Here is a 23,522-nt window from a genome sequence, read left to right on the forward strand (position 1 = left end):
GCAAGATCCATTAAGGTCCAATGGTAATACCAACGATCGCTGCGGGAGTGTGCATGCCGAAGGTCATCTTCATCGCCCTCGACGGAACCCAGCGCGCGGTCGACGCGCGGGCCGGCGAGTCCGTCATGGCCGCCGCGGTGCGTCATGGCGTGCCGGGCATCATCGGCGAATGCGGCGGCAACTGTAGTTGCGCCACCTGCCATGTCTACGTCGACCAGGATTTCGCCGCAGCCGTCGGAATGGCCGGAGACATGGAGGACGACCTTCTCGACCTCGGCGTCGCCGAGCGCCGGGACACCAGCCGGCTGTCCTGTCAGATCTCGGTCACCGGCGATCTGGATGGGCTGACCGTGCACGTTCCGGAGGAGCAATGACCGCGGGTCCGGGCACGCTGATCATCGGTGCCAGCCAGGCGGGCTTGCAGCTGGCGGTGTCCCTGCGCGACGGCGGCGACCAATCGCCGATCACGTTGGTCGGCGATGAGCCGCACGTGCCCTACCAGCGTCCGCCGTTGTCGAAGGCGTTCCTGCAAGGCGGCGCCGAGCTGGAGCACCTGTGGCTGCGGACTCCCGAGTACCTTAGCGACCTCGACGTCACGCTCATCACCGGTGAGCGCGTCGACACCGTGGCGCTCGATCTCGGTGGTCCGTCGGGCACGGCGCGCACCACCCGCGGCCGGGTGCTTCCGTTCGATCGGCTGGCCCTGACCGTGGGCGCCCGCCCACGCCGACTGCAGGTCCCCGGCGCACAGCTCGACGGCGTGACGTATCTGCGGACCGCCGATGACGCAGCAGCGCTGCGCGAGTTGCACAACACCGCCGAATCGGTCGTCGTGATCGGCGGCGGGTTCATCGGTCTGGAGGCCGCCGCGGTGGCGCGAGCACAGGGCAAGTCGGTCACCGTCATCGAGGCCGCCGACCGCCTGATCGGCCGCGCGGTGGCGCCGGTGGTGTCGGAGTTCTACCGCGCCGCGCACGCCCGCCGTGGTGTCGATGTGCGGCTGGGGGCGCAGGTGATTTCCCTTGGCGGCGACGGCAATCGGGTGCGCACGGTTGCGCTATCGGATGGCTCCCTGATCCCCGCCGACCTGGTGATCGTCGGCATCGGCGTCGAGCCGCGCATCGAACTGGCGCGGCAACTGGATCTGGAATCCGCAGGGGGCATCGTGGTGGATCGACACGCCCGCACCAGCAATCCGACCGTCGTCGCCGCGGGGGACTGCACCGTGCAACCGAGCCCGCTTGGCGGGAGTCAACGCGTGCGTCTGGAGTCGGTGCAGAATGCCATCAGCCAGGCCAAGACAGCGGCGGCAACCCTGCTCGGCCGGTTGCAGCCGAATGACGCGGTGCCGTGGTTCTGGTCCGATCAATACGATCTCAAGCTTCAGATCGCCGGTCTGGCAGGCGGTTACGACCGCTTCGTGGTCCGCGGTGACATCGATGCCGAGGCCTTTTCGGTCCTGTACTACCGCGAAGGAGCACTGCTGGCGGTGGACGCCGTGAATGCACCCGCCGACTACATGGCGGTCCGCAAGGCACTCAGCCAGGGCGCCACCGTGCCCGCCGAGGCGGCCGCGAACACCGCCGTCGCCCTACGGGGGCTGATCGTCCCGCAGGCCATCGGCGCTTAGCCGCTGCGGGCCAGAGTGGCCGGCGCGAACATCTCGTCGACCTCGACCGGGCGGGTGAGGATGTGCTGAGCCAGCGCGTGCCCGACCAGTTCCTCCAGCATGGCCCGGTTCGGTTCGACACCGTAGGGCAGTGGGTCGGCGCCGGTCGCCTGCAGCACGCGGGTGTACGTCCGGTCACTTGCCGACGACACGTCGCCGGCCCGGAGCGCGGCCACGTAGCGGTGTTTGGCCTCGGCGAACGCGTCGAACACCGCACCCGCGACATCGGGATACCGATGCAGGACATCATCCTTCACCACCACCAGGTGATTGATCGGGTAGAAGGCGCGGTCGCGCAGCGCCCCCATCGCCGCCCCGTCTGGATCGTCGATCAATGGCGCTACGTCGGGGTGGTCCACGTCCACACCGATGACCGCGTCGAGTTCACCGGCGATCAACATGGCGGCCAGATCCGACCCGGGTGCCGCGGGTTCGACGTTCACAGGCGGCACGTAGGTCTCGACGTGTTCGTCGCCGGACAGCACCCACGTGACGCGCTCGAGGTCGACGCCGTACTCGGCGGACAAAATGCCGCGGGCCCAGACCCCGGTGGTGACGGTGTAGCCGCGGTTGACCCCGACCCGCCTGCCTTCGAGATCCTTCGGCGTCCTGATGCCAGAGCGAGTGTTGAACAGGATCGCGCCGTGGTGAAAGCCGCGAACCAGGAAGATCGGCAGCGCCGTGAAGGCGACGCCGTGCTCGCGCGCGGTGAGGTAGGTGGTCAATGCCATTTCGCTGACGTCGAACTCCAGGTTGCGGACCATTCTGCGAAATCCCTTGACCAACACAGGCACTTCCTCGAATCGCAGCGAGAAACCGGCCGCGGCGACCAGTCCGGCCTTGAGGGCTTGGTTGGCTCCCTGGGTACGCGTCAGCACGCTCAGTACGCGATGGGCCTCAGACATTTCGACTTCCCGTCCCTAGTGGCTTCGGTCACCACGATGGTATATTGGACAGACCATAATGCCAACGTTTAGCCGCCGTTCCGGCCGGCGCCGACAAGTTCCCCAGGGGTGACAGATGGCTCAGAGTGTCTTGGCCGCCGTGCGGACCGCACCGAATACGACCGAACTGCGTGAGCTGCCGATGCCCGAGTTGGCAGATGACACCGCGTTGCTGAAGGTCGAGGTCGCGGGTATCTGCGGGACGGATGTAAAGATGTACCGCACACCGCCATTCGACTCGCCAGTGATCATGGGGCACGAGAACGTGGGCACCATCGCGATGGCGGGGGAGAAGTTCAAGCAGCTGCATGGCGTCGCCGAAGGTGACCGCGTCTTCGTCGAACACTACGTCGGCTGTTACAACTGCGAGTGGTGCCGCATAGGCGAATACCGGCACTGTGAGGCCACCGACTGGCGGACCAACGCCGACGCCCGCCGCTACGGCTACACCTCGTCGAACCACCCGGGCACCCTGTGGGGCGGCTTCTCGGAATACATGTACCTGCCCTGGAACGCGGTGTTGCACAAGGTCCCCGACGGGGTGAGCGCCGAACTGGCGGGACTGGTCACACCACTGTCCAACGGGATCGAGTGGGCACTGCTGGCGGCCGGCGTCGGATACGCCGATACCGTGCTGATAGAGGGGCCTGGCCAGCAGGGTCTTGCGCAGGTGGTTGCCTGCAAGCAGGCCGGCGCGTCGCACATCATCGTCACCGGAACGACCCGCGACCGCGCGCGGCTGGGTCTCGCCGTCGAACTCGGGGCTGATGAGGTCATCGACATCGAGCAGACCCCGCCGTACGAGCGGATCATGGAGCTCACTGCGGGCAGAGGTGTCGACTTCGTCCTGGACTGCACGTCCAGAGCCGGCGTCGGTCCGGTGCTGCTGGGCATCGAGGTGCTCAAACGGCGCGAGGGCACGTTGTTGATTCAGGGTGAACTCGCGGCGTTCCCCGACTTCCCGATCAAGCACCTCACCGAGAAGGCCATCACGATCAAAAGCGCTCGCGGGCATAGCTATCGGGCGTGTGAGCTGGCTCTGCAGCAGCTGGCCTCCGGCCGGTTCCCCCTTGAGCGGCTCAGCACGCATCGGTTCGGGCTGGATCAAGTCGACCGGGCGATCCGTGCCCTGGCCGGTGATACCGAGGACACCGACGTCATCCACATCTCGCTGATGCCGTGGCTGGAGAGGGGCGTCTGACCATGTCGATCGTCGTGCGAAATCCCCTGCGGGCCAACCCGGTGGCCCGTGACGGACTCGGTGAATACGGAGTCGCCACCATCCACGAGGCGCAGGGCCGCACCGGCCTGCTGGCGCCCTACATCACGCCGATCTACACCGGCGCCCGCGTCTGCGGCACAGCTGTCACGGTCAGCGTGCCGCCCGACGACAACTGGATGATCCACGTCGCGGTCGAGCAGTGCCAGGAAGGCGACGTGCTGGTGGTGGTGCCCGAGTCACCGTCGCGATACGGGTACTTCGGGGAACTGCTGGCCACCGCGTTGGCCGCGCGCGGGGTCCGTGGCCTGGTGATCGAAGCGGGCTGCCGGGACATCGCCGAGCTGACCGCGATGAAGTTCCCCGTCTGGTCCAAGTGCGTCTCGGCGCAGGGCACGGTGAAGAAGCGGCTCGGATCGGTCAACGTCCCGGTGACCTGCTCGCACACCACCGTCCACCCCGGTGACGTGGTGGTCGGCGATGACGACGGCGTGGTCATCGTCCCGCGAGCGGAGGCAACGAATGTGCTTGCCGCGGCGAAGGACCGCGAGGCACGCGAAGAACGCACCCGCGAGCGCTACCGGCGCGGCGAGCTGAGCCTGGACGTGCACGACATGCGTGGCGACCTCGCCCGCTTGGGCCTGCGCTACGTCGACTACGAGGACGCCGCCAGGTGATCATCGACATCCACGGCCACTACACCACCGCACCGCGGGCACACCAGGACTTCCGCGATGCGCAACTGGCCGCGCTCGAGGATCCGGCGCACCCCATGCCACGCCCCGGCCGGATCAGCGATGACGAGATCCGGGAGAGCGTCGAGCTCAACCAGTTGCGGGTGCTGCGCGAGCGCGGCGGTGATCTGATGCTGTTGTCGCCGAAGGCTTCCGGGATGGAACACCACGTGCCGGACCAGCCGGCGGCCACCGCGTGGGCCCGCGCGTCCAACGATCTGGTCTACCGAGTGGCGCAGTTGTATCCGGACGCCTTCGTCCCCGTCGCGCAGCTACCCCAGACACCGGGTGGCGTGCTGGCGCCCGTAATCGACGAATTGCGCCGGTGTGTGGACGAACTCGGCTTCGTCGGCTGCAACCTCAATCCCGATCCCACGGCCGGATATTGGACGACAGCGCCGCTGACCGACGAATACTGGTACCCGCTGTACGAGGCGATGGTCGAACTCGAGGTGCCTGCCATGGTGCACGTCTCGACGTCATGCAACCCCAACTTCCACACCCTGGGCGCGCATTACCTCAACGCCGACACCAGTGTGTTCATGCAACTGGTGCAGCACGACCTGTTCGACCGCTTTCCGACGCTGCGCTTCGTGATCCCGCACGGCGGCGGCGCTGTGCCGTACCACTGGGGACGGTTTCGCGGCCTGGCCGCGCGGTTGGGCAGGCCCGACCCCACCGAACTGTTGCGCAATGTCTTCTTCGATACCTGCGTGTATCACGGACCAGGAATCGAGCTGCTGCACAAAGTGATTCCGGTCGAGAACATCCTGTTCGCGTCGGAGATGCTCGGCGCCGTGCGAGGCGCCGACCCGCAAACCGGGATCGACTGGGACGACACGCTGGCCTACCTCGACGACCTGCGCCTGACCGATCGGGATCGGCGCGCGATCGTCGAGGGCAATGCCCGCCGGGTGTATCCACGACTGGACCGACGGCTCGCCGTCGAGGAAGAGGTAACCGGTGTCTCGGGTGCAACTGACCTTCGCCTGCGGTGACTACGACCGGACGCGGGCACTCGAGGACGGTAGCGTCCGCGCCGACGGGATCGACCTGACCTACCTGCGGCTGCCGGTCGAGGAGACGTTCTTCCGGATGCTGCGGCACCGCGAGTTCGACGTCGCGGAGATGTCGCTGTCGACGTACGTGGCGACGCTGGATCAGGACCCGCAGCCGTTCATCGCGCTGCCGGTGTTCACCTCGCGGATGTTCCGGCACGGCGGCATCTACGTCAATGCCGATGCCGGCATCGCCACCCCGGAAGACCTGCGCGGCAAGCGGGTGGGGGCGCCCGAATTCCAACTGACGGCGGGCGTCTGGATCAGGGGCATCCTCGCCGAACACCATGGGGTGCCGCTCGATTCGGTCACGTACTACACCGGTGGTCAGGAGACGCCGGGTCGCATCGAGAAGGGCAAGGTCGACACCGACCTCGACATCCGCCCGATACCCGCGGGCGCGACGCTGTCCCAGATGCTGGCGGCCGGTGAGCTCGACGCGCTGCACACCCCACGCGTTCCCAGCCCGTTCCGTGACCGCGATCCCCGGGTCAGGCGGCTGTTCGACGACGTGATCGGCGTCGAGAAGGAGTACTACGCGTCGACCGGGATCTTCCCGATCATGCACGTCGTGGCGATCCGCACCGAGGTCTACGAGCGGCACCGCTGGATCGCCCAGTCGCTGTACAAGGCCTTCCTGGCAGCGCGCGATGACGCGTATGCGCGGGTCTACGATTCTTCGGCGCTGCGCTTCATGGAGCCCTGGCTGATCCAGCACCTCGAAGAGGCCAGGGAACTGCTGGGCCCGGACTACTGGTCCTACGGCGTGGCCGCGAACGAACGCGTGCTCGACGTGTTCCTGAGCTATCACCACGACCAGGGGTTGTCGCGGCGCCGGTACCGGCCGGCTGAGCTGTTCGCCGCCGAAACCGCCGAAACCTTCGTCATCTGAACGGCTGTCGTCAAAGTCCTTCACATCGGCTGGCAGGCATGATAGAAATCACACTAATGGTCTGAGGTCAGTCCATTCACCATTCGGATGACGAGGAGTACGCGGTGACGAAACGCTCGGCTATCTACGTCGTATTCGCCCTGGTGCTGTCCATCGCCGCGTGCGGCAACCCGACCGCGGGCAACCCCGGCACCGCGGCGTCCGGGTCGACGGCGGCGCAACAGGTGTACGAACAGATCAACGGATTGTCGGGGGATGAGCGCACCAAGACGCTGCTCGACCTTGCCAAGAAGGACGGCCAGCTGGCGCTGTACACGTCCAACACCGACATCGAGGACGTCGTGAAGGCGTTCGAGGGCAAGTACGGCCTCAAAGTCGAGACCTACCGGGCGAACTCGGAGACCGTACTGCAGCGCGTGCTGCAGGAGGCCAACGCGCAGTACCAGGGCGCCGACATCATCGAGACGAATGCCGGTGAGCTCAACGCGCTGCAACAACAGAAGCTGCTCTCCCCGTACGAGGGAGCGCTGCGGGACAAGGTCCGTCCGGAGGGCCGAAAGGACGGCTGGACCGCCGACCGGTTCAACGCCTTCGTCGTCGGCTGGAACACCGGCAAGGTGGCGCCGGGCACGGAGCCGAAGTCACTGAAGGATCTGACAGGTCCGCAGTGGAAGGGCCGGGTGGGCCTGGAGATCGGCGACGTCGACTGGTACGCGGCGATGTACGGCTACTACCAGTCGCAGGGAATGTCCGATGCGGACATCGACACCCTCTTCCGCAGCCTGGCCGCGAACGGCAAGATCGCCAAGGGTCACACGGTCATGGGCGAGCTGCTGGCCGCCGGTCAGTTCGACACCGCTGTGTCGATCTACTCGCATACCGTCGACAACGCGGCCGAGAAGGGCGCCCCGGTGGCGTGGAAGACCGCCGGAAAGCCCGTGGAGCCGGTTGTGCTGCGGCCCAACGGCGCCGGGCTGATGAAGACGGCCAAGCACCCTGCGGCGGCGATGCTGTTCCTCGACTTCCTGCTCACCGACGGCCAGGAAATCATTGCCGGGGCGAACCGGATCGGCGCGATCCCCACCGCCGACGACCCGCTGGCGGGCGTCGAGACCGTCTCCGTTCCGGAGGAGGAGTTGCTCAACAACGCCAAGAAGTGGAGCGACGCCTACAAGAACGTCACCGACGCCGGTGGCCAGTCCTGAGTAGGGCCGGTCACTGATCCAACGACGAAGTACGGCAGCGGGTCACCGCGGCCAGGAAGGCAGGACATGGCAACGCGCACCACGACCAAGGTCTCGCACTACCACGTGCAGAAGAAGCGCAGGGCCGACTTCATCGAGCAGTGGCGCGGCTACCAGAAGACCGTGGTCGCTCTCGACGACGTGCAACTGGCCGAGACCGCCCGCGGCACTCGCATCGGGGTGTACGCGGGCGCGGACGGCGACCGCCCGACCCGGTCCATGGACGCCCTCGTCCACGAAATCGAGCCCGGCGTGGTGTCGACCATCCACCGGCACTCCTGGGATGCGATGGTGCTGGTGGTGGCAGGCCACGGCTGGACGGAAATCGACGGCGAGCGAATCGAATGGGGCCCAGGCGATTCGCTGCATCTGCCAGCGTGGTCGTGGCACCGCTCCGGCAACGACGGCGACACCACCACCCGGTACATGTCGTTCTCCAGCGAGCCACTGCTCGAGACCATGGGCATGTCGATGATCGAAGACGCCGGTCACACCCCGGTCAGTGAACTGCCCTCGCGCCCAGGTTATTCCGTGGAGGCGCCGGGTGACGACCCGTATGCCCGGCGGGTCCGGCGGCTGGCCCGCGACCAGCAGGGCCGTCGGTCGGGCCGACTGCACACCGACTGGGACGAGCTCGAGCTGCTGCCGACGCCACGCGGGACCCGCACCACGTTCCTGTTGGACCGCGCCATCGGCTACCAGGCCTCCGGCATCTCGATGGCGATGTTCGAGATCGGGCCCGGCCGAGGCCAGTCCATGCACCGGCACGCCGGGGAGGCCTGGCTGTACGTCCTGGAGGGCAGGGGGCACAGCTATCTCGGCACCGAACCCGAAGGCGGCACTGACTACCCTTGGAAGAAGGGCGATCTCATCGTCGTCGACCACTTCTTGTGGCACCAGCACTTCAACGACGACCCGCAGAAGACCGCAAAGGTAGTCCGCATCCACATGTTCGACAGCCTGTTGGACACCATGCGGGTGCTGATGGATCCCATGGTGCTCTTCGAGGAGCCGCCCGAACACATCCGCGACGCGCAGGCCGGTGACATCAGCACCATCGACTGGCCGGAAGTCACCAGGCCGACGTGGCCGTGACAGCCTTGGCGTTGCCGCCCGGTGTGCTGTCCATCCACGCGTTGCCCGCCGATCATCACGACGGGCCGTGGGACCACATCCTCACCCCGCCAGGGGTGAAGGAACGGTTGCTCAACCACGCCCTGCTGACGCTGTTGCACGGGCCTGCACTGGCCACGCTGGCCGGGCTGCCGCACGGGCTGATCATCTTGGCCGGGCCGCCCGGCACCGGCAAGACGACACTGGCCCGCGGCCTGGCGCAGATGGCCGCGCGGGCGGTGGCCAAGCGCGGCGCGACCACCTACGTCGAGATCGACCCGCACGCGTTCCCCAGCGAGATGCTCGGTGAGAGTCAACGCAACATCGCCTTGCTGATGACCGACACCATCCCCGAACTCGCGGCCCGGCGACCGCACACCGTGGTGCTGATCGACGAGGTGGAGAGTTTCGCGGTGCGCCGGTCGGCGGCGTCGTTCGGATCCAATCCGGTCGACGTCCACCGGGCCACCGACGCGTTGTTGGCCGGTATCGATGCGGTCGCCGCCGATCTGCCACGGGTGCTGTTCGTGGCGACGACGAACTTCGTCGAGGCCGTCGACGAGGCGTTCCTGTCCCGGGCGGATCTGGTGGTCCAGCTGACGCTGCCGGACGCCGCGACCATCGCCCAGATTCTCCGGCACAGCCTGCTCGAGCTGTCCGTGCTGTGGCCGGCCGTCGGATCACTGGCCGACGACGACGGTCTGCACGCCAAGCTGGCGACGGCCTGCGCAGGCTGGGACGGGAGGCGGGTCCGCAAACTCGTCCTCTCCGCGCTGGCTCTGCGCCAGGCGACCACCCGTGATCCGAACCTGTTGACCGCCGACGATCTGCTGGCCGCCGTCGATGCCATGGCACCCGAGGACACGGGGGTGACCGGATGACCGCACTGATTCAGGACCGGAGGCGATTACCGGTGCTGCACTACGACTTCCGGGCGACGGGCCTGGTGGTCTTCGACATGCTCGAGGCCTATCGGGAGTCCATAGAGGAGGCCGGTTCGATCGGCCCGACGCGGCGGCTGATCGACGCGTGCCGTGCCGTCGGTATTCCGATCTTCTACGCTCGCGCCGACCATCGCGCCGACGGTGCTGACGCGGCGCGCACGCTGGCCGACACGGACAACCGGTTCCGGCCGTGGGGGCGGGAGAACCCGTATCCGACCGTCCCGCCGCACGCGTCGGGCTCGCCCGCCCTGTCCGTACTTGCAGAGATCGCGCCCGAGCCCGGCGACTACGACGTGCCCAAACACCGGTGGTCGGCCTTTCGCGGCACCCACCTGGAACTGTCGCTGCGCAGTCGCGACATCGACACGATCCTGCTGGTCGGCGGTTCCGTGCACGTCGGCATTGCCTCCACCGCGTACGACGCCAGGGACCGGGACTTCCAGATCACCGTCATCCCGGAGTGTTGCCACGGTTTTCGCGAGCAGCGCGACTTCTTCATGGACAAGGTCTTTCCGCGGATGTGCAATGTGCGTGCGGTCGACGACGTGATCATGGGACTTACGCCCGAGCGCTCCCGATCCCGCCATGCGGGTGTTCGGGGCCGTGGGGCCGCTGGACACGGACTGTGATCTGACTTACCATGGTCAATGGTCTAACCATTGTACATAACAGGGACTTCTAAAAGGAGAACAGCATGGGCAAGAAGGGCCGCGTATTCGTCCGGGGACTTACCTCGGAAACGTACGGCCTTGGCGAGTTCCGCCGCCAGCAGCTGGAAGTGGAACGCGTCAGGGACGACGACTTCGTGGTCGACGACGCGAAGGTGGCGCATTCGGGCGACAGTGAGCAGTCGCGGACCTGGTGGCGCATCGGCCCTGGCGACGAGGACTTCCTGACCCAGACCATCCAGGTGCACTTCGTCGAACTGCCGCCGCAGTCCTCCAACCATGGCCACGGTCACCAGAACGAAGCGGCGTTCTACATCCTCGAGGGCAACGGCTACGAGATCCACGACGACCAGCGCTACGACTGGTCGACCGACGACCTGGTGTTCGTGCACACCGACTCGGTGCACCGCCACTTCAACCCCTACGACGAGAAGGCGCTCGCCCTGGTCGTCAAGGCGAAGTGCACCTGGATGTTCATGGGCCTGATCCAGCAGGGTCGCAGCGGACCGGTGGAGAACGAGGACTCGTTCGGCCCGCGTGAAGACTGGTCGAAGATCTGGACGCCGGGAGTATTGGATCGCAAGAAGGTCATCGGGCCTGCCGACACCGTGTGGGAGCAGACCCCGCTGGGGCGCGTGCGGATGATCTCCTCGCCCGAGCGCACCGACGCCCGGATCTTCAGCATCGACGCGTTCGAGCTCGAGGTTGCAGCGGGTGGCCATTCCGGCAAGTACTGGAAGATGGCCGACGAGGTCTACTACGTACTCGCCGGTGGCGGGTATGCGCTGCAGTGGGAGGTCGAGGCGGAGATCGCCGAGAAGTACTACGCCCGTATCGCCCTGGAGCCGAAGCGGTACGACATCAAGGCGGGCGACACGCTGTACGTCCCACAGAACCACGTGTGCCAGATCTTTGCGGCCGACGGCACCCCGTTGCGGTTGTTCAACGCCCAGAACCGCGTCTTCAAGCACCTCGGCTATGACACCGTGCACTACTTCGAGCCGGCCTCCGGCGCGGCCGATGCGGCCAGCGAACTGGCCCATACCTCCGCCTAGCGACTTTCGGTCCGGCGGCCTGCGCAACCGCGGCCGCCGGACCGAAACACCACCCGCACATCTTTGCGCTTGAGAATCCGTAGTTCGTTGTCCAACAACGGATTATCGAGTGGTGCGCGCACTCTTCGTCGGCGGCCGATGCCGCACCTCTTCTGGGCTTTCGATGCCCCTATGAACTCGCCGAATCCATCCATGTGAGGCTCTTCACAGAGTGTCAAAATGATGATAGAAATCACATGCGAATGGTCATACAATAAGTCCAGAAATCGACACCGGTCCGTCACTCGGACAGTGTCCACAGCCCAGATCCGACGCCCAGCGTCGTCCCAGAACAGACAGGACCGAGGCACATGACATTTCGACCCGGTCGACTCGCCGCCGCAGTCGGCATCACCATCGCGCTCGTCTCGTGCGGGGCGCCGCCCACGGCACCGAGCGCAGGGTCGGGTGGCGCCGGTGACACCTCGAAGTACGAGCAGTACGAGGCACTCAAGGGCCAGGACCGCCGCGAACGGCTGCTGCAGGACGCGAAGACCGAGGGCGACCTCTCGCTGTACACATCCATGACCAGCGACGTCGCAACGGCCGTCGCCAAGGCGTTCACGGACCAGACCGGCATCAAGATCAGCCTGTACCGCGCGGCATCGGAGACGGTGTTGCAGCGCATCCTGCAGGAATCCAGCGCCAGCCACGCCGGCGTCGACGTGGTGGAGACCGACGCGCTGGAGATGGCCGCGCTCGGCAAGGAACAGTTGATCGCTCCATACACCGGCGAGCGCCGCGACATGGTCGCCAGCGAGGGCCAGTTCGACAACTGGACGGCGAGCCGCTACAACCTCTTTGCCCCGAGCTGGAACACCACCAAGGTGCCTGCGGGCGGTCAGCCGACCAGCTGGGAGGACCTCGCCGACCCGAAGTGGGACGGCCAACTCGCGCTGGAACTGTCCGACTACGACTGGTACCTCACGCTGTACACCTACTGGCAACAGCACGGCAAGAGCACCGCCGAGATCGACGCGCTGTTCACCGACATGGCCAACGGGGCCAAGGTCGTCAAGGGGCACACCGTGATGGGTGAACTGCTCTCCGCCGGCCAGTACTCGGTGGCCGCGTCGAACTACACCTACCTGGTGCAGCGGGGCGCCGACAAGGGCGCCCCGGTGGCCTACCAGCCGTTCGTCGAGCCGGTGATCGCCCGACCCCAGGGGGTGGCGCTGATGAAGTCTGCGCCGCATCCCGCGGCGGCACTGTTGTTCGAGGACTGGCTGCTGACCGAGGGACAGCAAGTCTTCGTGGACCTGGGCCTGACACCGTCCATCGAGCCCGCCGGTCTCAAGGATCCGCTGGCAGGTGTCGAAGTCATCCCGGTCGACGTCCACAAGTTGTTGACCGAACAGAAGCAGTGGAGCGATCGCTACAACGCGTTGCTCGAGAGGAGCGAGAAGGTCGGCTGAGCCGACCCCGACGCACCTGCCCGAGAAGAACCAGTCCTTGAGGTGATCACATGACAACCACCGCGCCGCCCCGGCCAACCAGCCCGCAGCCGTCGATGGATTCCGGACCATCGGAGCCACCACGCTGGCGGCGACTCTTCCCGACGCCGAAGTTCCTGACGCTCGGCGTGGTGACCCTGATCATCGCCTATTTGGCGATCGTGCCGCTGTACTACCTGTTCTGGGGCACGTTCTTCGACCAGGCGGGTTTGACGTTCTCGGGTTTCGAGCGGGCGTACGGCAACGACCAGATCTTCAGTCTGGTCGGCAACTCGCTACTGTTCGCGGTCGGGGCCGCGGCGGTGTCACTCGTACTCGGCACCACGCTGGCGTACCTCAACGTGCGCACCGACGTGCCGTTCAAGGCGCTGTTCTTCGCCGCGTCGATCATCCCGCTGGTGATCCCGGGCATCCTCTACACGATCGCCTGGATCCTGTTGGGCAGCCCCGACATCGGGCTGATTAACCACTACCTCGAGCCGATCTTCGGACGCGCGGTCATCGACGTCTTCAGCATCTGGGGAATGATCTGGGTCGAAGGGCTGCAGCTGTCGCCGATCGTCTTCCTGCTCATGGTCGCCTCGTTTCGGGCCATGGATCCGTCGCTGGAGGAGTCCGCCTTGATGTCGGGTGCCAGCCGCTGGACGGTGTTCCGCACGGTCACCATCCCACTGGCCAGGCCCGCGATCGTCGCCGCAATCCTGATCATGGTGGTGCGCAGCCTCGAAAGCTTCGAGGTGCCAGCACTTCTCGGCCTGCAGAACGGCATCTACGTCTTCACTAGCCGGATCTACTTCGTGCTTCGGGACTACCCACCTGACCTCTCGGCGGCGGGCGCGCTGGCCATCGGGCTGTTGGTGATCGCCGTCATCGGCGTGGTGATCTCGAACTATGCGGGACGGGCCAGCAAGAACTACCAGACCGTCACCGGCAAGGGGTTCCGGCCCCGCCCAATGGAACTCGGCAAATGGCGACCGGTGGCCGGCGTCCTGATCATCGGCTACTTCCTGCTGACCGTGATCGCGCCGCTGCTGGTGCTGCTATACACCTCGCTGCTGAAGTTCTACGCGCCACCGTCGAAGGACACCTTCTCGAGCATGACGCTGGACAACTACCGTCAACTCCTCCACATGGCCGATGCGCTGACCGCGCTGAAGAACTCGCTGATCCTCGGTCTGTCCTCGGCGACGCTGGTGATGGCATTGATGGCGGTCGCGGCGTGGATCGTCGTCCGGTCCCAGATCCGTGGACGAAAGATCCTGGACGGCTTGGCTTTCCTGCCGCTGGTAGTCCCCGGCCTGGTGATGGGCCTGGCGTTGAGCTTCGTCTATCTGCGCAGCCCGATTCCTATCTACGGCACCCTGTTCATCCTGCTGATCTCCTACTGCACCCGGTACCTGCCGTACGGAATGCGCTATGCGGTCACCTCGATGCAGCAGATCTCCAATGAGCTCGAGGAGTCGGCGTTGGTCAACGGCGCGAGCTGGTGGCAGACGTTCCGACGGGTGCTGCTGCCGCTGCTGATGCCGGGCATCGTCGCGGGCTGGATCTACATCCTGGTGGTGTCGTTCCGCGAGTTGTCCAGCTCGATTCTGCTGTACAGCCCCGGCAACGAAGTGCTGTCGATCCTCATCTTCGAGCAATTCGAGAACGGGCAGTTCACCGTGCTGTCCGCGCTGGGTGTCGTCATGGTGTTGACGCTGGTCGTGCTCGTCACCGTCGCCTACAAACTTGGGGCCAAGGTCGGCCTTAAACAGGATTGATTTTGCGGGTCTGGAAAGGATCACCGACGTGCTAGAAGTCCGGAACTTGGTCAAGTCGTTCGACGGCGAGCGACAGAAGCGTCGCGGCCGCTCACAGTCGTCCACCAACGGCGATTCCCCACGGGTGTTCGCCGTCAACGACGTCAGCTTCAAGGTCGAGCCGGGTGAGCTGTTCACCCTGCTGGGTCCGTCGGGCTGCGGGAAATCGACGACGCTGCGGTCGATCGCGGGCCTGGAGCGGCCGGACTCGGGTGTGGTGTCGGTGGGCGGCAACGTGTTGTTCGCCGCGGGACCCGGCACCGACAAGCGGGTCAACGTACCTGCCAACAAGCGGGCGCTGGGCATGGTGTTCCAGTCGTACGCGATCTGGCCGCACATGACGGTGTTCGAGAACGTGGCGTTCCCGCTGCGGGTCCGGCCCCGCGGTTCCCGCCCCGGCAAGCGCGAGATCACCGAACGCGTGCAACGGGTGCTGGAGACCATGGAACTGCTGCAGTACGCCGACCGGCACGCCACGAAACTATCTGGCGGACAACAGCAGCGGCTCGCCCTGGCACGGGCCATCGTGATCGAGCCGTCACTGCTGCTACTGGACGAGCCGTTGTCCAACCTGGACGCCAAACTTCGGGAATCGCTGCGGTTCGAGCTGAAGCGCCTGCAACGCGAACTCGGCATCACGTCGATCTATGTGACACACGATCAGATCGAGGCGTTGTCGCTGTCCTCGCACATCGCGGTGATGCGCGAAGGTGAGGTGGTCCAACTGGGCAAGCCGCGCGCCATCTACGAGAACCCGCAGAACAAGTTCGTCGCCGAGTTCATCGGCACGTCGAACTTCATCGACGGCACCGTCGCGAGTCGGGACGGCGACACGCACGTCGTGGAGACCCGTGAAGGCCGGTTGACGCTGGAGGCCGCCGCGCACGTGCCGCCGGGCACCGAGGTGGTCGTGTCGATCCGGCCGGAAGCCGTCATGTTGACCGCCGAGCGACCGGTCAACGCGCCGAACGTCTGGGAGGGCAACGTCACCACCCGCGCGTTCCTTGGCGATGCCGTCGATCACGTTGTGGCCGTGGGTAAACGGGACATTCGGGCCCGTTGCCTACCGCACGTCTCGCATGCTCCGGGCTCTGCGGTGTACATGCAGATGGACCCGGCCAAGCTGACCCTCGTCCCCGTCGACTGAACGCGGGTATGGGTGTTCCAGCCGTCCTGACCAACCGCAACTTCAACCTCTACTGGGCCGGTGTCGTCTTCTCCCAGATCGGTACCAGGGGCACCGTTGCGGCGAATCTCTACCACGTCTATCAGCTGACCGGCTCGGTCACCCAGACCGGGCTGGTCGGCGCGGCCCAAGCAGTGGCGCTGCTGATCCTCAGCCCGCTGGGCGGCGTCCTGGCCGACCGCTGGGACCGCCGCCGGCTGCTGCAGTACTCACAAGCCCTGGCGATGATCGTGGCCGCGGGCCTCGCGGCGTCCACGCTCACCGGCCACGTCACGGCCTGGCAGGTTCTAGCGTCGGTGGTATTGACAACTGCCGCAGCAACATTCGACCAGCCAGCCCGCCAAGCGCTGATCCCCGCGATGGTGCCGCGCGCACAGCTGCCGCAGGCCTTCGCGCTGATCAACCCGTCGCGGGAGCTGGCGGTGCTGGCCGGACCGGCACTTGCCGGAGTGTTGATCGGCGTCGCCGGGCCGGGACTGATGTACGCGGTGGACGCTGCCACCTACCTCGTCCTGGTGGTGGTCCTGCAGCTACTGCACATCGCGCCCCTGGCCGGCGCGGGCACACATACGTCGGTCTGGCGACAACTGGTCGACGGTGCGCATTTCGTCCGGCAGCGCAGGATCATCTGGATGCTGATGTCGCTGGACCTGTCGGCGACGCTGTTCGGCGCGTACCGGGTGGTGCTGCCGGCCTTGTGCGCCACCGTGTTTCACGTAGGCCCGCAGGGCTATGGGCTGTTGTCGGCGGCGCCGTCCGCCGGCGCACTGCTGGCGACCTACACGGTGTTCCGAGTGGTCGGCCGTACCGAACGCCTCGGCCGGGTACTGCTGACGTCCACCGTGCTCTACGGCCTTTCGAACGTCGCCCTGGCCCAGGCTCATCTGTTCGTGATCGCGGTGCTGGCCGGCTGCCTGATCGGTGCGTTCGACGCGATGGCGACCACCATCCGCCATGCCGCCGTGCAATTGGAGACGCCCGACGAGCTGAGGGGCAGGGTGTCGGCGATCTACCAGATGTCCTCGCGGGGTGGGCCCGCGCTCGGCGACACGCTGATCGGTGCGGTGGCAGGCGTTCTCGGCCCGGTGACGGCCCTGACCATGGGCGGCGTCCTTGCGTCCGCCTACGCGTGCGGTTTCGTCTTCCACCCCAACCCGGTGCGGGGATATCGCGGCGTCGGGGACGACGAAACCCAGGCCGAGGAGGTTCGATCCGAGCAGGCCGACAAGTCTTCGGGCAAGTGTTGACACCACCCCGATTGGTAATACCATTAGTTCAAATTGTTCGACGGAGGATGCACATGGCCACGGATGCACTCGTTTCAGACGACCTGGCGAAGAAGTTCGCCACCGAGAAGGACTCGCCCTACGTGCGATGGGTCCGCGGTGAGGGCCTCGACATCATTGGCGCCCACTACGTGCCGGATCTCAACACCGTCGAGCTGAAGCCTTGGGCCCGGCGCGGTGGACGCGGCGTGTTCATCAACCACGAAGCCTCCAGAACCTCGAATGACTGCTACGTGTGCGAGATCCCCGCGGGTAAGGAGCTGACGCCACAACGACAATTGTTCGAAGAGATGATCCTCGTGCTCTCGGGACACGGGTCGACGTCGGTGTGGAACGACGCCGGCCAGAAGGTCACCTTCGAATGGGGACCGGGGGCGATGTTCGCCATCCCGCTCAACACCTGGCATCAACACTTCAATGGATCTGGCACCCAGGCGGCCCGCTTCGTGTCATCGACCAACATGCCGCCCGTCCTCAACCTCTACGACGAGGCGGAGTTCGTCTTCAACACCGCCCACGACTTCGCGGGTCGGTTCGCCGGTGAGCCCGACTACTTCGCGCCCAAGGACGAGCAGGACGGACTGCTCCTGAGGACCAACTTCGTGGCCAGCACCGTCGATCTGCCGTTGGTCCCGGCCAAGGAACGCGGCGCGGGCGGCGGTCACATCCGGTTCTCGATGGCCAAAGGCTCGATGAACAGCCATATTTCGCAGTTCTCGCCCGGCACCTACAAGAAGGGCCACCGGCACGGTCCCGGCGCCCACGTGATCATCCTGACCGGCGAAGGGTTCAGTTTGATGTGGCCGGAGGGTGAGGAGCCGCGCCGTTACGAATGGCAGCCCGGCACCCTGATCGTGCCGCCCAACATGTGGTTCCACCAGCACTTCAACACCGGCTCAGAACCCGCCCGCTACCTCGCGTTCAAACACGAGGTGGTCTCCATCCGCAACGCCCAAGGCGTGCCCAAGGCATGGATCAGCAGGCGCATCGGCGGTGACCAGATCGACTACGCCGATGAATCACCGGTGATCCGGGAGACCTTCGCCAAGGCGCTGGCCGAGAACGGCCTGGCGCCGAAGATGGACGAGGCCTACGCCTCCGAACTCGCCGACCTGCCACCTAAGCGGGACGAACCGGTGCCGTCGCCGAGATGAGCTACGACCCCGACCACGAGCACGGCGAGCCCGAGCTACCGCTGGAGGAGAACCCGATCTGGCAGCGGGACAACGTCACCCTGCGCAGCGTCGGGATCGACATCGGTAGCTCGGGCACCCAGGTGGCCTTCTCGCGGTTGCACCTGCGGCGCCGCGGTGAGGATTTGACGAGCAGGTACGTCGTGGTCGGCCGGGAGACGCTGTTCGAGTCCGAGGTCGCCTTGACCCCGTTCGCCGCCGACCTGCATATCGACGCCGTCGCCTTGGGGCACCTGCTGGACACGGCGTACGCCGACGCCGGGTGCAGGCCCGAAGACGTCGACACCGGTGTGGTCATCCTGACCGGGGAAGCTCTGCGGCGCCGCAACGCCGATCGCATCGCCTCCGTGGTTTCCCAGCGGGCCGGCGACCTGGTGTGCGCGACCGCAGGCCATCACATGGAGGCGATGCTGGCGGCCTATGGCTCCGGTGCCGTGCTGGCGTCGCACGACACCGGAACCCGGGTGCTCAACGTCGACATCGGCGGCGGAACAACGAAACTCGCGCTGATCGAAAACGGCAGAGTCCTCTCGACGGCCGCGTTGCACGTCGGCGGACGACTGATCGCCGTCGCCGACGGCGCCGTCAGCCGGATCGAGCCGGGGGGCCGTAGGCATGCCGCGGCGGTCGGCCTCGCTCTGGAACTCGGGAGCCATGTCGGCGGCACTGATCTCGACCGTATCGCGGCCCACATGGCCGACTCGATCGTCGCCGCAATGCACGGTGCGCCCGCCGCCGACCACCTGTTCCTCACCGACCCCATCCCAACGCCCGGCGCTGTCGACGGCGTGATCTTCTCCGGTGGTGTCGCCGAATACATCTATGGCGCCGAAACCCGGGACTTCGGTGATCTGGGCCGTCGGCTCGGTACCGAGATCGCCGCCCGAATCGAAGCCGGGCGGCTGCCTGCACCGCTGCTGCCCGCGGCCCAACGGATCAGGGCGACCGTCCTGGGCGCCTCCGAATACACCGTCCAACTCAGCGGCATCACCAGCTTCATCCCGACACCCGAGACCACACTGCCGCGGCGCAACGTGCAGGTGGCCCGGCCGCACTACGTGCTGACCGAGGTGGTCGATCCGGCGGAGATCGCCGCGGCGATAGAGCGGCACCTCGTCACCTTCGGGTCCGACGAGGGACTCCGCGATATTGCGTTGGCGCTGAACTGGACCGGATCGCCCAGCTACCGGCGGCTGCGGGCCTTCGCCGAGGGCATCGTCGGCGGTCTGCGGCAGCGGGTCGCGGACGGGCGCACGATCTATCTGATGATCGACCGCGACATCGCCCTCACCCTCGGCACCATCCTGCGCGACGAACTCGCGATCACCAATGACCTGCTCATCCTCGACGGACTCGACCTGCGCGACTTCGATTTCGTCGACCTGGGCCGGGTCCGGTATCCGTCAAACACGGTGCCCGTCACCATCAAGTCGTTGGTCTTCGGCGCGCATACCGCTGCCGATCCCAGCCCGGCGGCGGCGATGGCATGACCGCGGTGGCCGAAACGCCGGGGCTGACCGGCCTGCGCGAAACCGTCGCGCTCGCATGCCGGATGCTGGCGCATCAGGGTCTGGTGGCCGACGTCCTCGGGCATGTCAGCGTGCGGATCGACTCCGACCGGATCCTGTTGCGGTGCCGAGGAACCGAGGATCGCGGCCTGCTGTTCACCGCGGTCGAGGACGTCCGCGTGATCGACCGCGACGACGCCAGCGACCCGGGCGACGGATATTCGGTCCCCAACGAATCGCACATCCACACCGAGCTGTATCGGTCGCGCCCCGACGTCAACGCCGTCGTGCATGTGCACCCGCGCGATCTGCTGGTCTGTGATCTGGCCGGGATCGAGCTGCGGGAGGTGTTCGGCGCCTACAACATTCCGGCGTCACGTCTGGCCCAGCGGGGTGTGCCGGTATATCCGCGGCCGGTGTTGGTGCGCACACCGGAGTTGGGTCGGGAGCTGGCCGAGGCCATCGGCGACGGCGATGTGTGCATACTGCGCGGTCATGGACTGGTGAGTGTGGGGGAGACAGTGCCACAGGCCACCCTGCGCGCGCTGGACCTGGCCGAGCTGTCCCGGATCGCCGCCGAGGTCGCGATGCTCGGCGCACACCCACCGGAGCTGTCGGACCGCGACCGACGGGAGTTGCCCGATCTCGGTTCGTCGTTCAATGACCTGTCGCGCTGGCGGCATTATCTCGGCCGCCTGCAACTGGCCGGACTAGCGTTGTAGGACAATGCAATTCGATCGGCGTCACAGGCCACCCTCGGCGGCGGCCAGCGGGACGATCCTCCGGCCCAGGTAGCTGCACTCAGGCTGATAGAGCAGCGCCGCCACGTCCTCGGCCGTCATGGTCTTGATGAGCTGATCGACCTGCCCGGTGAGCGGCAGCACCAGGCCGCCGTCCTGGGCGAGCGCGATCACGAAATCCATGTCCTTCTCCTGCCAGGTGAACTTCGTGGAATCCCACCGGCGCAGTGTGCCGTTGTCGCCGGGGCAGTTGAGCAGCACCTCGCGCATGCGCTGTGGATCGACGCCGAAGCGCTTGGCGATGGCCAGCGTCTCGAAGTTGGCCACGCTGTGAATCCAATGCAGCAGGTTGTTGCAGGTCTTCGCGAGTTGGCCTGCGCCAAGAGGACCGACGTGCTCGACACCGCGGCTGTAGCTGAGCAGCACCGGGCGGGCACGTTCGACGTCTTCGGCCTCTCCGCCGCACAGCGACAACAGGTTTCCCTCCTTGGCGCCGAGCGCGCCGAACACCACCGGGGCATCGATGAGTCGCAAGCCCGACGGCCGTACGAGGGTCGCCAAACGCCGCATGAATTCCAGGCTGTGGGTGCCCGCGACGATGACGAGCAGTCCCGGCCTCCCGTGCGCGACCAGTTCTTCGGTGACTGCGGCCATCTGCTCGTCGGTGCGCAGGCACACCACGAACATCTCGGCGAGGTCGGCCATTTCGGCCAATCCCGAAGCGGCTTTCGCGCCGTTGGCAGCCGCGGCGCTGAGGCGTTGCGGGTCGACGTCGTAGGCGATGACGTCGAAGCCATGGTCCAGGATGTGGCCGGCCATGGGCAGGCCCATCTCGCCGACGCCGACGACTCCGATCATGGTCCACACCTTCCGTTGGGGCTTGGCTGTGTAGCGCCAATGGTATTACAATTAGTTTATTGTGGTGGTAGGTTTCCCCACGCAGGTGTCAGGGACGGTGAGAGGGCGCATAGTGCTGAGGGCAGACATCAACGAGCTGTTGACCCGTACGGGTCCGGGTACGCCGATGGGAGAGTTGTTCCGGCAGTACTGGATCCCGGCGATGCTGGCCGAGGAGCTACCGGAGAACGATTGTCCGCCGGTGCGGGTGAAACTGTTGGGCGAACGAATGATCGCCTTCCGGGACAGTGACGGCCGGTACGGGCTGATGGACGAGTTCTGCGCGCATCGTGGCGCATCGCTGTGGTTCGGCCGCAACGAGGGATCGGGCCTGCGCTGCCCATATCACGGCTGGAAGTACGACGTCACGGGCCAGGCGATCGAGATCCCGTCGGAGCCGGAGAACAGCACGTTCTGCTCGCACGTCAAGCTCACCTCCTACCCGTTGGTCAAGATCGGCGACGTGCTCTGGACGCACATGGGAGATCCCGAGAAGCAGCCGCCGCTGCCCGAGTTCGAGTTCGCACTGGTTCCGCCGGACCAGACCTACACCTCGAAGCGGTGGCAGGAATGCAACTGGCTGCAGGCGTTCGAAGGCGGTATCGATTCGAGCCACGTCTCGTTCCTGCATTCTGGCGGCCTCAAATCGGATCCGCTGTTCAAGGGCACCAAGGGCAACGAATACAACATGGGTGATCTCAAGCCCTACTTCGAGGTCGCCGATTCCGACGGCGGCCTCTTCGTCGGGGCCCGCCGCAACGCCGAGGACGACACCTACTACTGGCGGATCACCCCATGGGTGATGCCGTGTTTCACCTTGGTGCCCCCGCGTGGCGATCACCCTGTGCACGGTCATTTCTGGATCCCGATCGACGACGAAAACTGTTGGGCGTACTCGTTCGACTACCACCCGGTGCGCCCGCTGACCGCGACCGAAGTGCAGGCGATGAAGGATGGCCACGGCGTGCACAGTGAGAACATTCCCGGCACCTACCGGCCGCTGCGCAACAAGGACAACGACTACCTGATCGACCGTGAAGCCCAGCGCCTCGGCGAGACGTATTCGGGTGTCACCGGTATCGCCATCCAGGACTCGTCCCTGCAGGAGAGCATGGGCCCCATCGCCGATCGCACCAAGGAGATGCTGGTGTCGGCCGACAGCGGCATCATCAAGGCCCGCCAGAAGCTCCGCCGTGCCGCAGAGGCACTGCGGGACAAGGGAGTAACCCCGCCAGGAGTGGACCCGGCACATCATCACGTCCGGTCGGCGGCCGTCGTCCTCCCGCGGGACGCGGCGTTCGCCGAAGCCTGCCGCGAGGACCTGTCGGTGCGCAAGGGCGTACCGCAGTCGTCGGTATGAGCGCCACCATCCGCCCGATTCTCGGCAGCAGCTGCGCGCGAGCCACGTCGGCGGCCGAGATGCAGTACCGCATCGACCGGCCCATCCACGGTCGCAGAGGTGCGCGCATCCTCGGACTCGACCACGGGGCCGACGCGATCGTGCGCCGCATCGCCGTCGAACCATGGGGCCACGCCCGCTTCTTCTCGCTGGCCGAGCCCGTCGACGACGTCGTGGACCGCGGATCGGATTCAGTGGCGCTGAGGGCCACCGATGGAACCGAGTCGAACCTGTTGGCCGAGCTCGACGACGCCGACGTCGTGATCATGGTCGCCACCACCGAAACCAATTCCGCCGCAGCGACGATCGTCGGCGCCGCGTGCACGGTCCGGGCCATCATGACCGCAGGCCTCGTCGTCGGCGACCCAGCGTTGGTGGGCGCGACGGTGGCCGCCATCCGGCCGCATGCGCGGGTGCTGATGGTCAGCGACGACGAACACGATGTGGTCGACCTACTCAGTGCCCTGCGGGCGTAAGG

22 protein-coding genes are annotated in these 23,522 nt (G+C 66.2%); 20 read left to right on the forward strand and 2 right to left on the reverse strand.

Annotation, left to right across the window (positions count from 1 at the left end; translation table 11 throughout):
- The first annotated feature begins 53 nt into the window (after positions 1 to 53).
- Both N536_RS0134300 and N536_RS0134305 read left to right on the forward strand, forming a co-directional pair.
- The gene (locus N536_RS0134300; RefSeq protein WP_029117749.1) at positions 54 to 374 is read left to right on the forward strand and encodes a 2Fe-2S iron-sulfur cluster-binding protein; all 321 of its coding nucleotides are present in this window, start codon (positions 54 to 56) and stop codon (positions 372 to 374) included.
- Entirely contained in the window at positions 371 to 1,630 is a 1,260-nt protein-coding gene (locus tag N536_RS0134305; RefSeq protein WP_036438628.1) for an NAD(P)/FAD-dependent oxidoreductase, read from the forward strand. The genes N536_RS0134300 and N536_RS0134305 overlap by 4 nt, the downstream gene beginning before the upstream one ends.
- On the opposite strand, the gene N536_RS0134310 is transcribed toward N536_RS0134305, so the two are convergent.
- A complete protein-coding gene (locus tag N536_RS0134310) occupies positions 1,627 to 2,574 on the reverse strand; it encodes an ABC transporter substrate-binding protein (RefSeq protein WP_029117751.1) in 948 nt (315 codons plus the stop codon). The two genes, N536_RS0134305 and N536_RS0134310, sit on opposite strands and share 4 nt — an antisense overlap.
- Positions 2,575 to 2,689: 115 nt before the next feature.
- Between N536_RS0134310 and N536_RS0134315 the strand changes: the two genes are divergently transcribed.
- From N536_RS0134315 to N536_RS0134390, 16 genes are all read left to right on the forward strand, one after another.
- The gene (locus N536_RS0134315; protein WP_029117752.1) at positions 2,690 to 3,814 is read left to right on the forward strand and encodes a zinc-binding dehydrogenase; all 1,125 of its coding nucleotides are present in this window, start codon (positions 2,690 to 2,692) and stop codon (positions 3,812 to 3,814) included.
- A gap of 2 nt (positions 3,815 to 3,816) precedes the next feature.
- On the forward strand, positions 3,817 to 4,509 hold the full coding sequence (locus N536_RS0134320) for a 4-carboxy-4-hydroxy-2-oxoadipate aldolase/oxaloacetate decarboxylase (protein ID WP_029117753.1): 693 nt from the start codon (positions 3,817 to 3,819) through the stop codon (positions 4,507 to 4,509).
- A complete protein-coding gene (locus N536_RS0134325) occupies positions 4,506 to 5,564 on the forward strand; it encodes an amidohydrolase family protein (RefSeq protein ID WP_029117796.1) in 1,059 nt (352 codons plus the stop codon). Before N536_RS0134320 ends, N536_RS0134325 begins: the two co-directional genes overlap by 4 nt.
- Complete coding sequence (locus N536_RS0134330; RefSeq protein ID WP_231514725.1) at positions 5,539 to 6,516, forward strand: ABC transporter substrate-binding protein; 978 nt, start codon at positions 5,539 to 5,541, stop codon at positions 6,514 to 6,516. The genes N536_RS0134325 and N536_RS0134330 overlap by 26 nt, the downstream gene beginning before the upstream one ends.
- 104 nt (positions 6,517 to 6,620) lie before the next feature.
- Positions 6,621 to 7,721, forward strand: coding sequence for an ABC transporter substrate-binding protein (locus N536_RS0134335; protein WP_029117755.1), 1,101 nt, complete (start codon positions 6,621 to 6,623; stop codon positions 7,719 to 7,721).
- Positions 7,722 to 7,787: 66 nt separating this feature from the next.
- A complete protein-coding gene (locus N536_RS0134340) occupies positions 7,788 to 8,855 on the forward strand; it encodes a cupin domain-containing protein (protein WP_029117756.1) in 1,068 nt (355 codons plus the stop codon).
- Positions 8,846 to 9,754, forward strand: a complete 909-nt coding sequence (locus N536_RS40305) for an ATP-binding protein (protein WP_231514726.1) — start codon at positions 8,846 to 8,848, stop codon at positions 9,752 to 9,754. The genes N536_RS0134340 and N536_RS40305 overlap by 10 nt, the downstream gene beginning before the upstream one ends.
- Positions 9,751 to 10,446 (forward strand): isochorismatase family cysteine hydrolase, encoded by a 696-nt coding sequence (locus tag N536_RS41030; protein WP_051574975.1) that lies wholly within the window; start codon positions 9,751 to 9,753, stop codon positions 10,444 to 10,446. The genes N536_RS40305 and N536_RS41030 overlap by 4 nt, the downstream gene beginning before the upstream one ends.
- Positions 10,447 to 10,511: 65 nt before the next feature.
- Positions 10,512 to 11,540: a cupin domain-containing protein gene (locus N536_RS40315; protein WP_036438631.1), complete on the forward strand. Its 1,029-nt coding sequence runs from the start codon at positions 10,512 to 10,514 to the stop codon at positions 11,538 to 11,540.
- 350 nt (positions 11,541 to 11,890) lie between these two features.
- Positions 11,891 to 12,994 carry an ABC transporter substrate-binding protein gene (locus N536_RS0134360; RefSeq protein WP_029117757.1) on the forward strand — a complete coding sequence of 368 codons (1,104 nt, stop codon included), beginning with the start codon at positions 11,891 to 11,893 and terminating at the stop codon, positions 12,992 to 12,994.
- A 50-nt stretch (positions 12,995 to 13,044) separates the two neighbouring features.
- A complete protein-coding gene (locus N536_RS0134365) occupies positions 13,045 to 14,796 on the forward strand; it encodes an iron ABC transporter permease (protein WP_029117758.1) in 1,752 nt (583 codons plus the stop codon).
- Positions 14,797 to 14,824: 28 nt separating this feature from the next.
- Entirely contained in the window at positions 14,825 to 15,982 is a 1,158-nt protein-coding gene (locus N536_RS0134370) for an ABC transporter ATP-binding protein (RefSeq protein ID WP_029117759.1), read from the forward strand.
- 8 nt (positions 15,983 to 15,990) lie between these two features.
- Complete coding sequence (locus N536_RS40320; protein ID WP_051574976.1) at positions 15,991 to 17,268, forward strand: MFS transporter; 1,278 nt, start codon at positions 15,991 to 15,993, stop codon at positions 17,266 to 17,268.
- Positions 17,269 to 17,321: 53 nt separating this feature from the next.
- The gene (locus tag N536_RS0134380) at positions 17,322 to 18,461 is read left to right on the forward strand and encodes an ethanolamine ammonia lyase-activating protein (protein WP_029117760.1); all 1,140 of its coding nucleotides are present in this window, start codon (positions 17,322 to 17,324) and stop codon (positions 18,459 to 18,461) included.
- Positions 18,458 to 19,990 carry an ethanolamine ammonia-lyase reactivating factor EutA gene (locus N536_RS40325; protein WP_036438635.1) on the forward strand — a complete coding sequence of 511 codons (1,533 nt, stop codon included), beginning with the start codon at positions 18,458 to 18,460 and terminating at the stop codon, positions 19,988 to 19,990. Before N536_RS0134380 ends, N536_RS40325 begins: the two co-directional genes overlap by 4 nt.
- Positions 19,987 to 20,730 (forward strand): class II aldolase/adducin family protein, encoded by a 744-nt coding sequence (locus N536_RS0134390; protein ID WP_029117761.1) that lies wholly within the window; start codon positions 19,987 to 19,989, stop codon positions 20,728 to 20,730. Before N536_RS40325 ends, N536_RS0134390 begins: the two co-directional genes overlap by 4 nt.
- A gap of 21 nt (positions 20,731 to 20,751) precedes the next feature.
- On the opposite strand, the gene N536_RS0134395 is transcribed toward N536_RS0134390, so the two are convergent.
- On the reverse strand, positions 20,752 to 21,606 hold the full coding sequence (locus N536_RS0134395) for an NAD(P)-dependent oxidoreductase (protein WP_081809507.1): 855 nt from the start codon (positions 21,604 to 21,606) through the stop codon (positions 20,752 to 20,754).
- A 97-nt stretch (positions 21,607 to 21,703) separates the two neighbouring features.
- On the opposite strand from N536_RS0134395, the gene N536_RS0134400 reads away from it, so the two are divergent.
- Both N536_RS0134400 and N536_RS0134405 read left to right on the forward strand, forming a co-directional pair.
- Complete coding sequence (locus N536_RS0134400; protein ID WP_231514727.1) at positions 21,704 to 23,005, forward strand: Rieske 2Fe-2S domain-containing protein; 1,302 nt, start codon at positions 21,704 to 21,706, stop codon at positions 23,003 to 23,005.
- On the forward strand, positions 23,002 to 23,520 hold the full coding sequence (locus N536_RS0134405; RefSeq protein ID WP_029117764.1) for a hypothetical protein: 519 nt from the start codon (positions 23,002 to 23,004) through the stop codon (positions 23,518 to 23,520). The genes N536_RS0134400 and N536_RS0134405 overlap by 4 nt, the downstream gene beginning before the upstream one ends.
- The last annotated feature ends 2 nt before the right edge of the window (positions 23,521 to 23,522 follow it).

Origin of the sequence: Mycobacterium sp. URHB0044, assembly GCF_000620625.1 — a bacterium.
Classification (GTDB): Bacteria; Actinomycetota; Actinomycetes; order Mycobacteriales; family Mycobacteriaceae; genus Mycobacterium.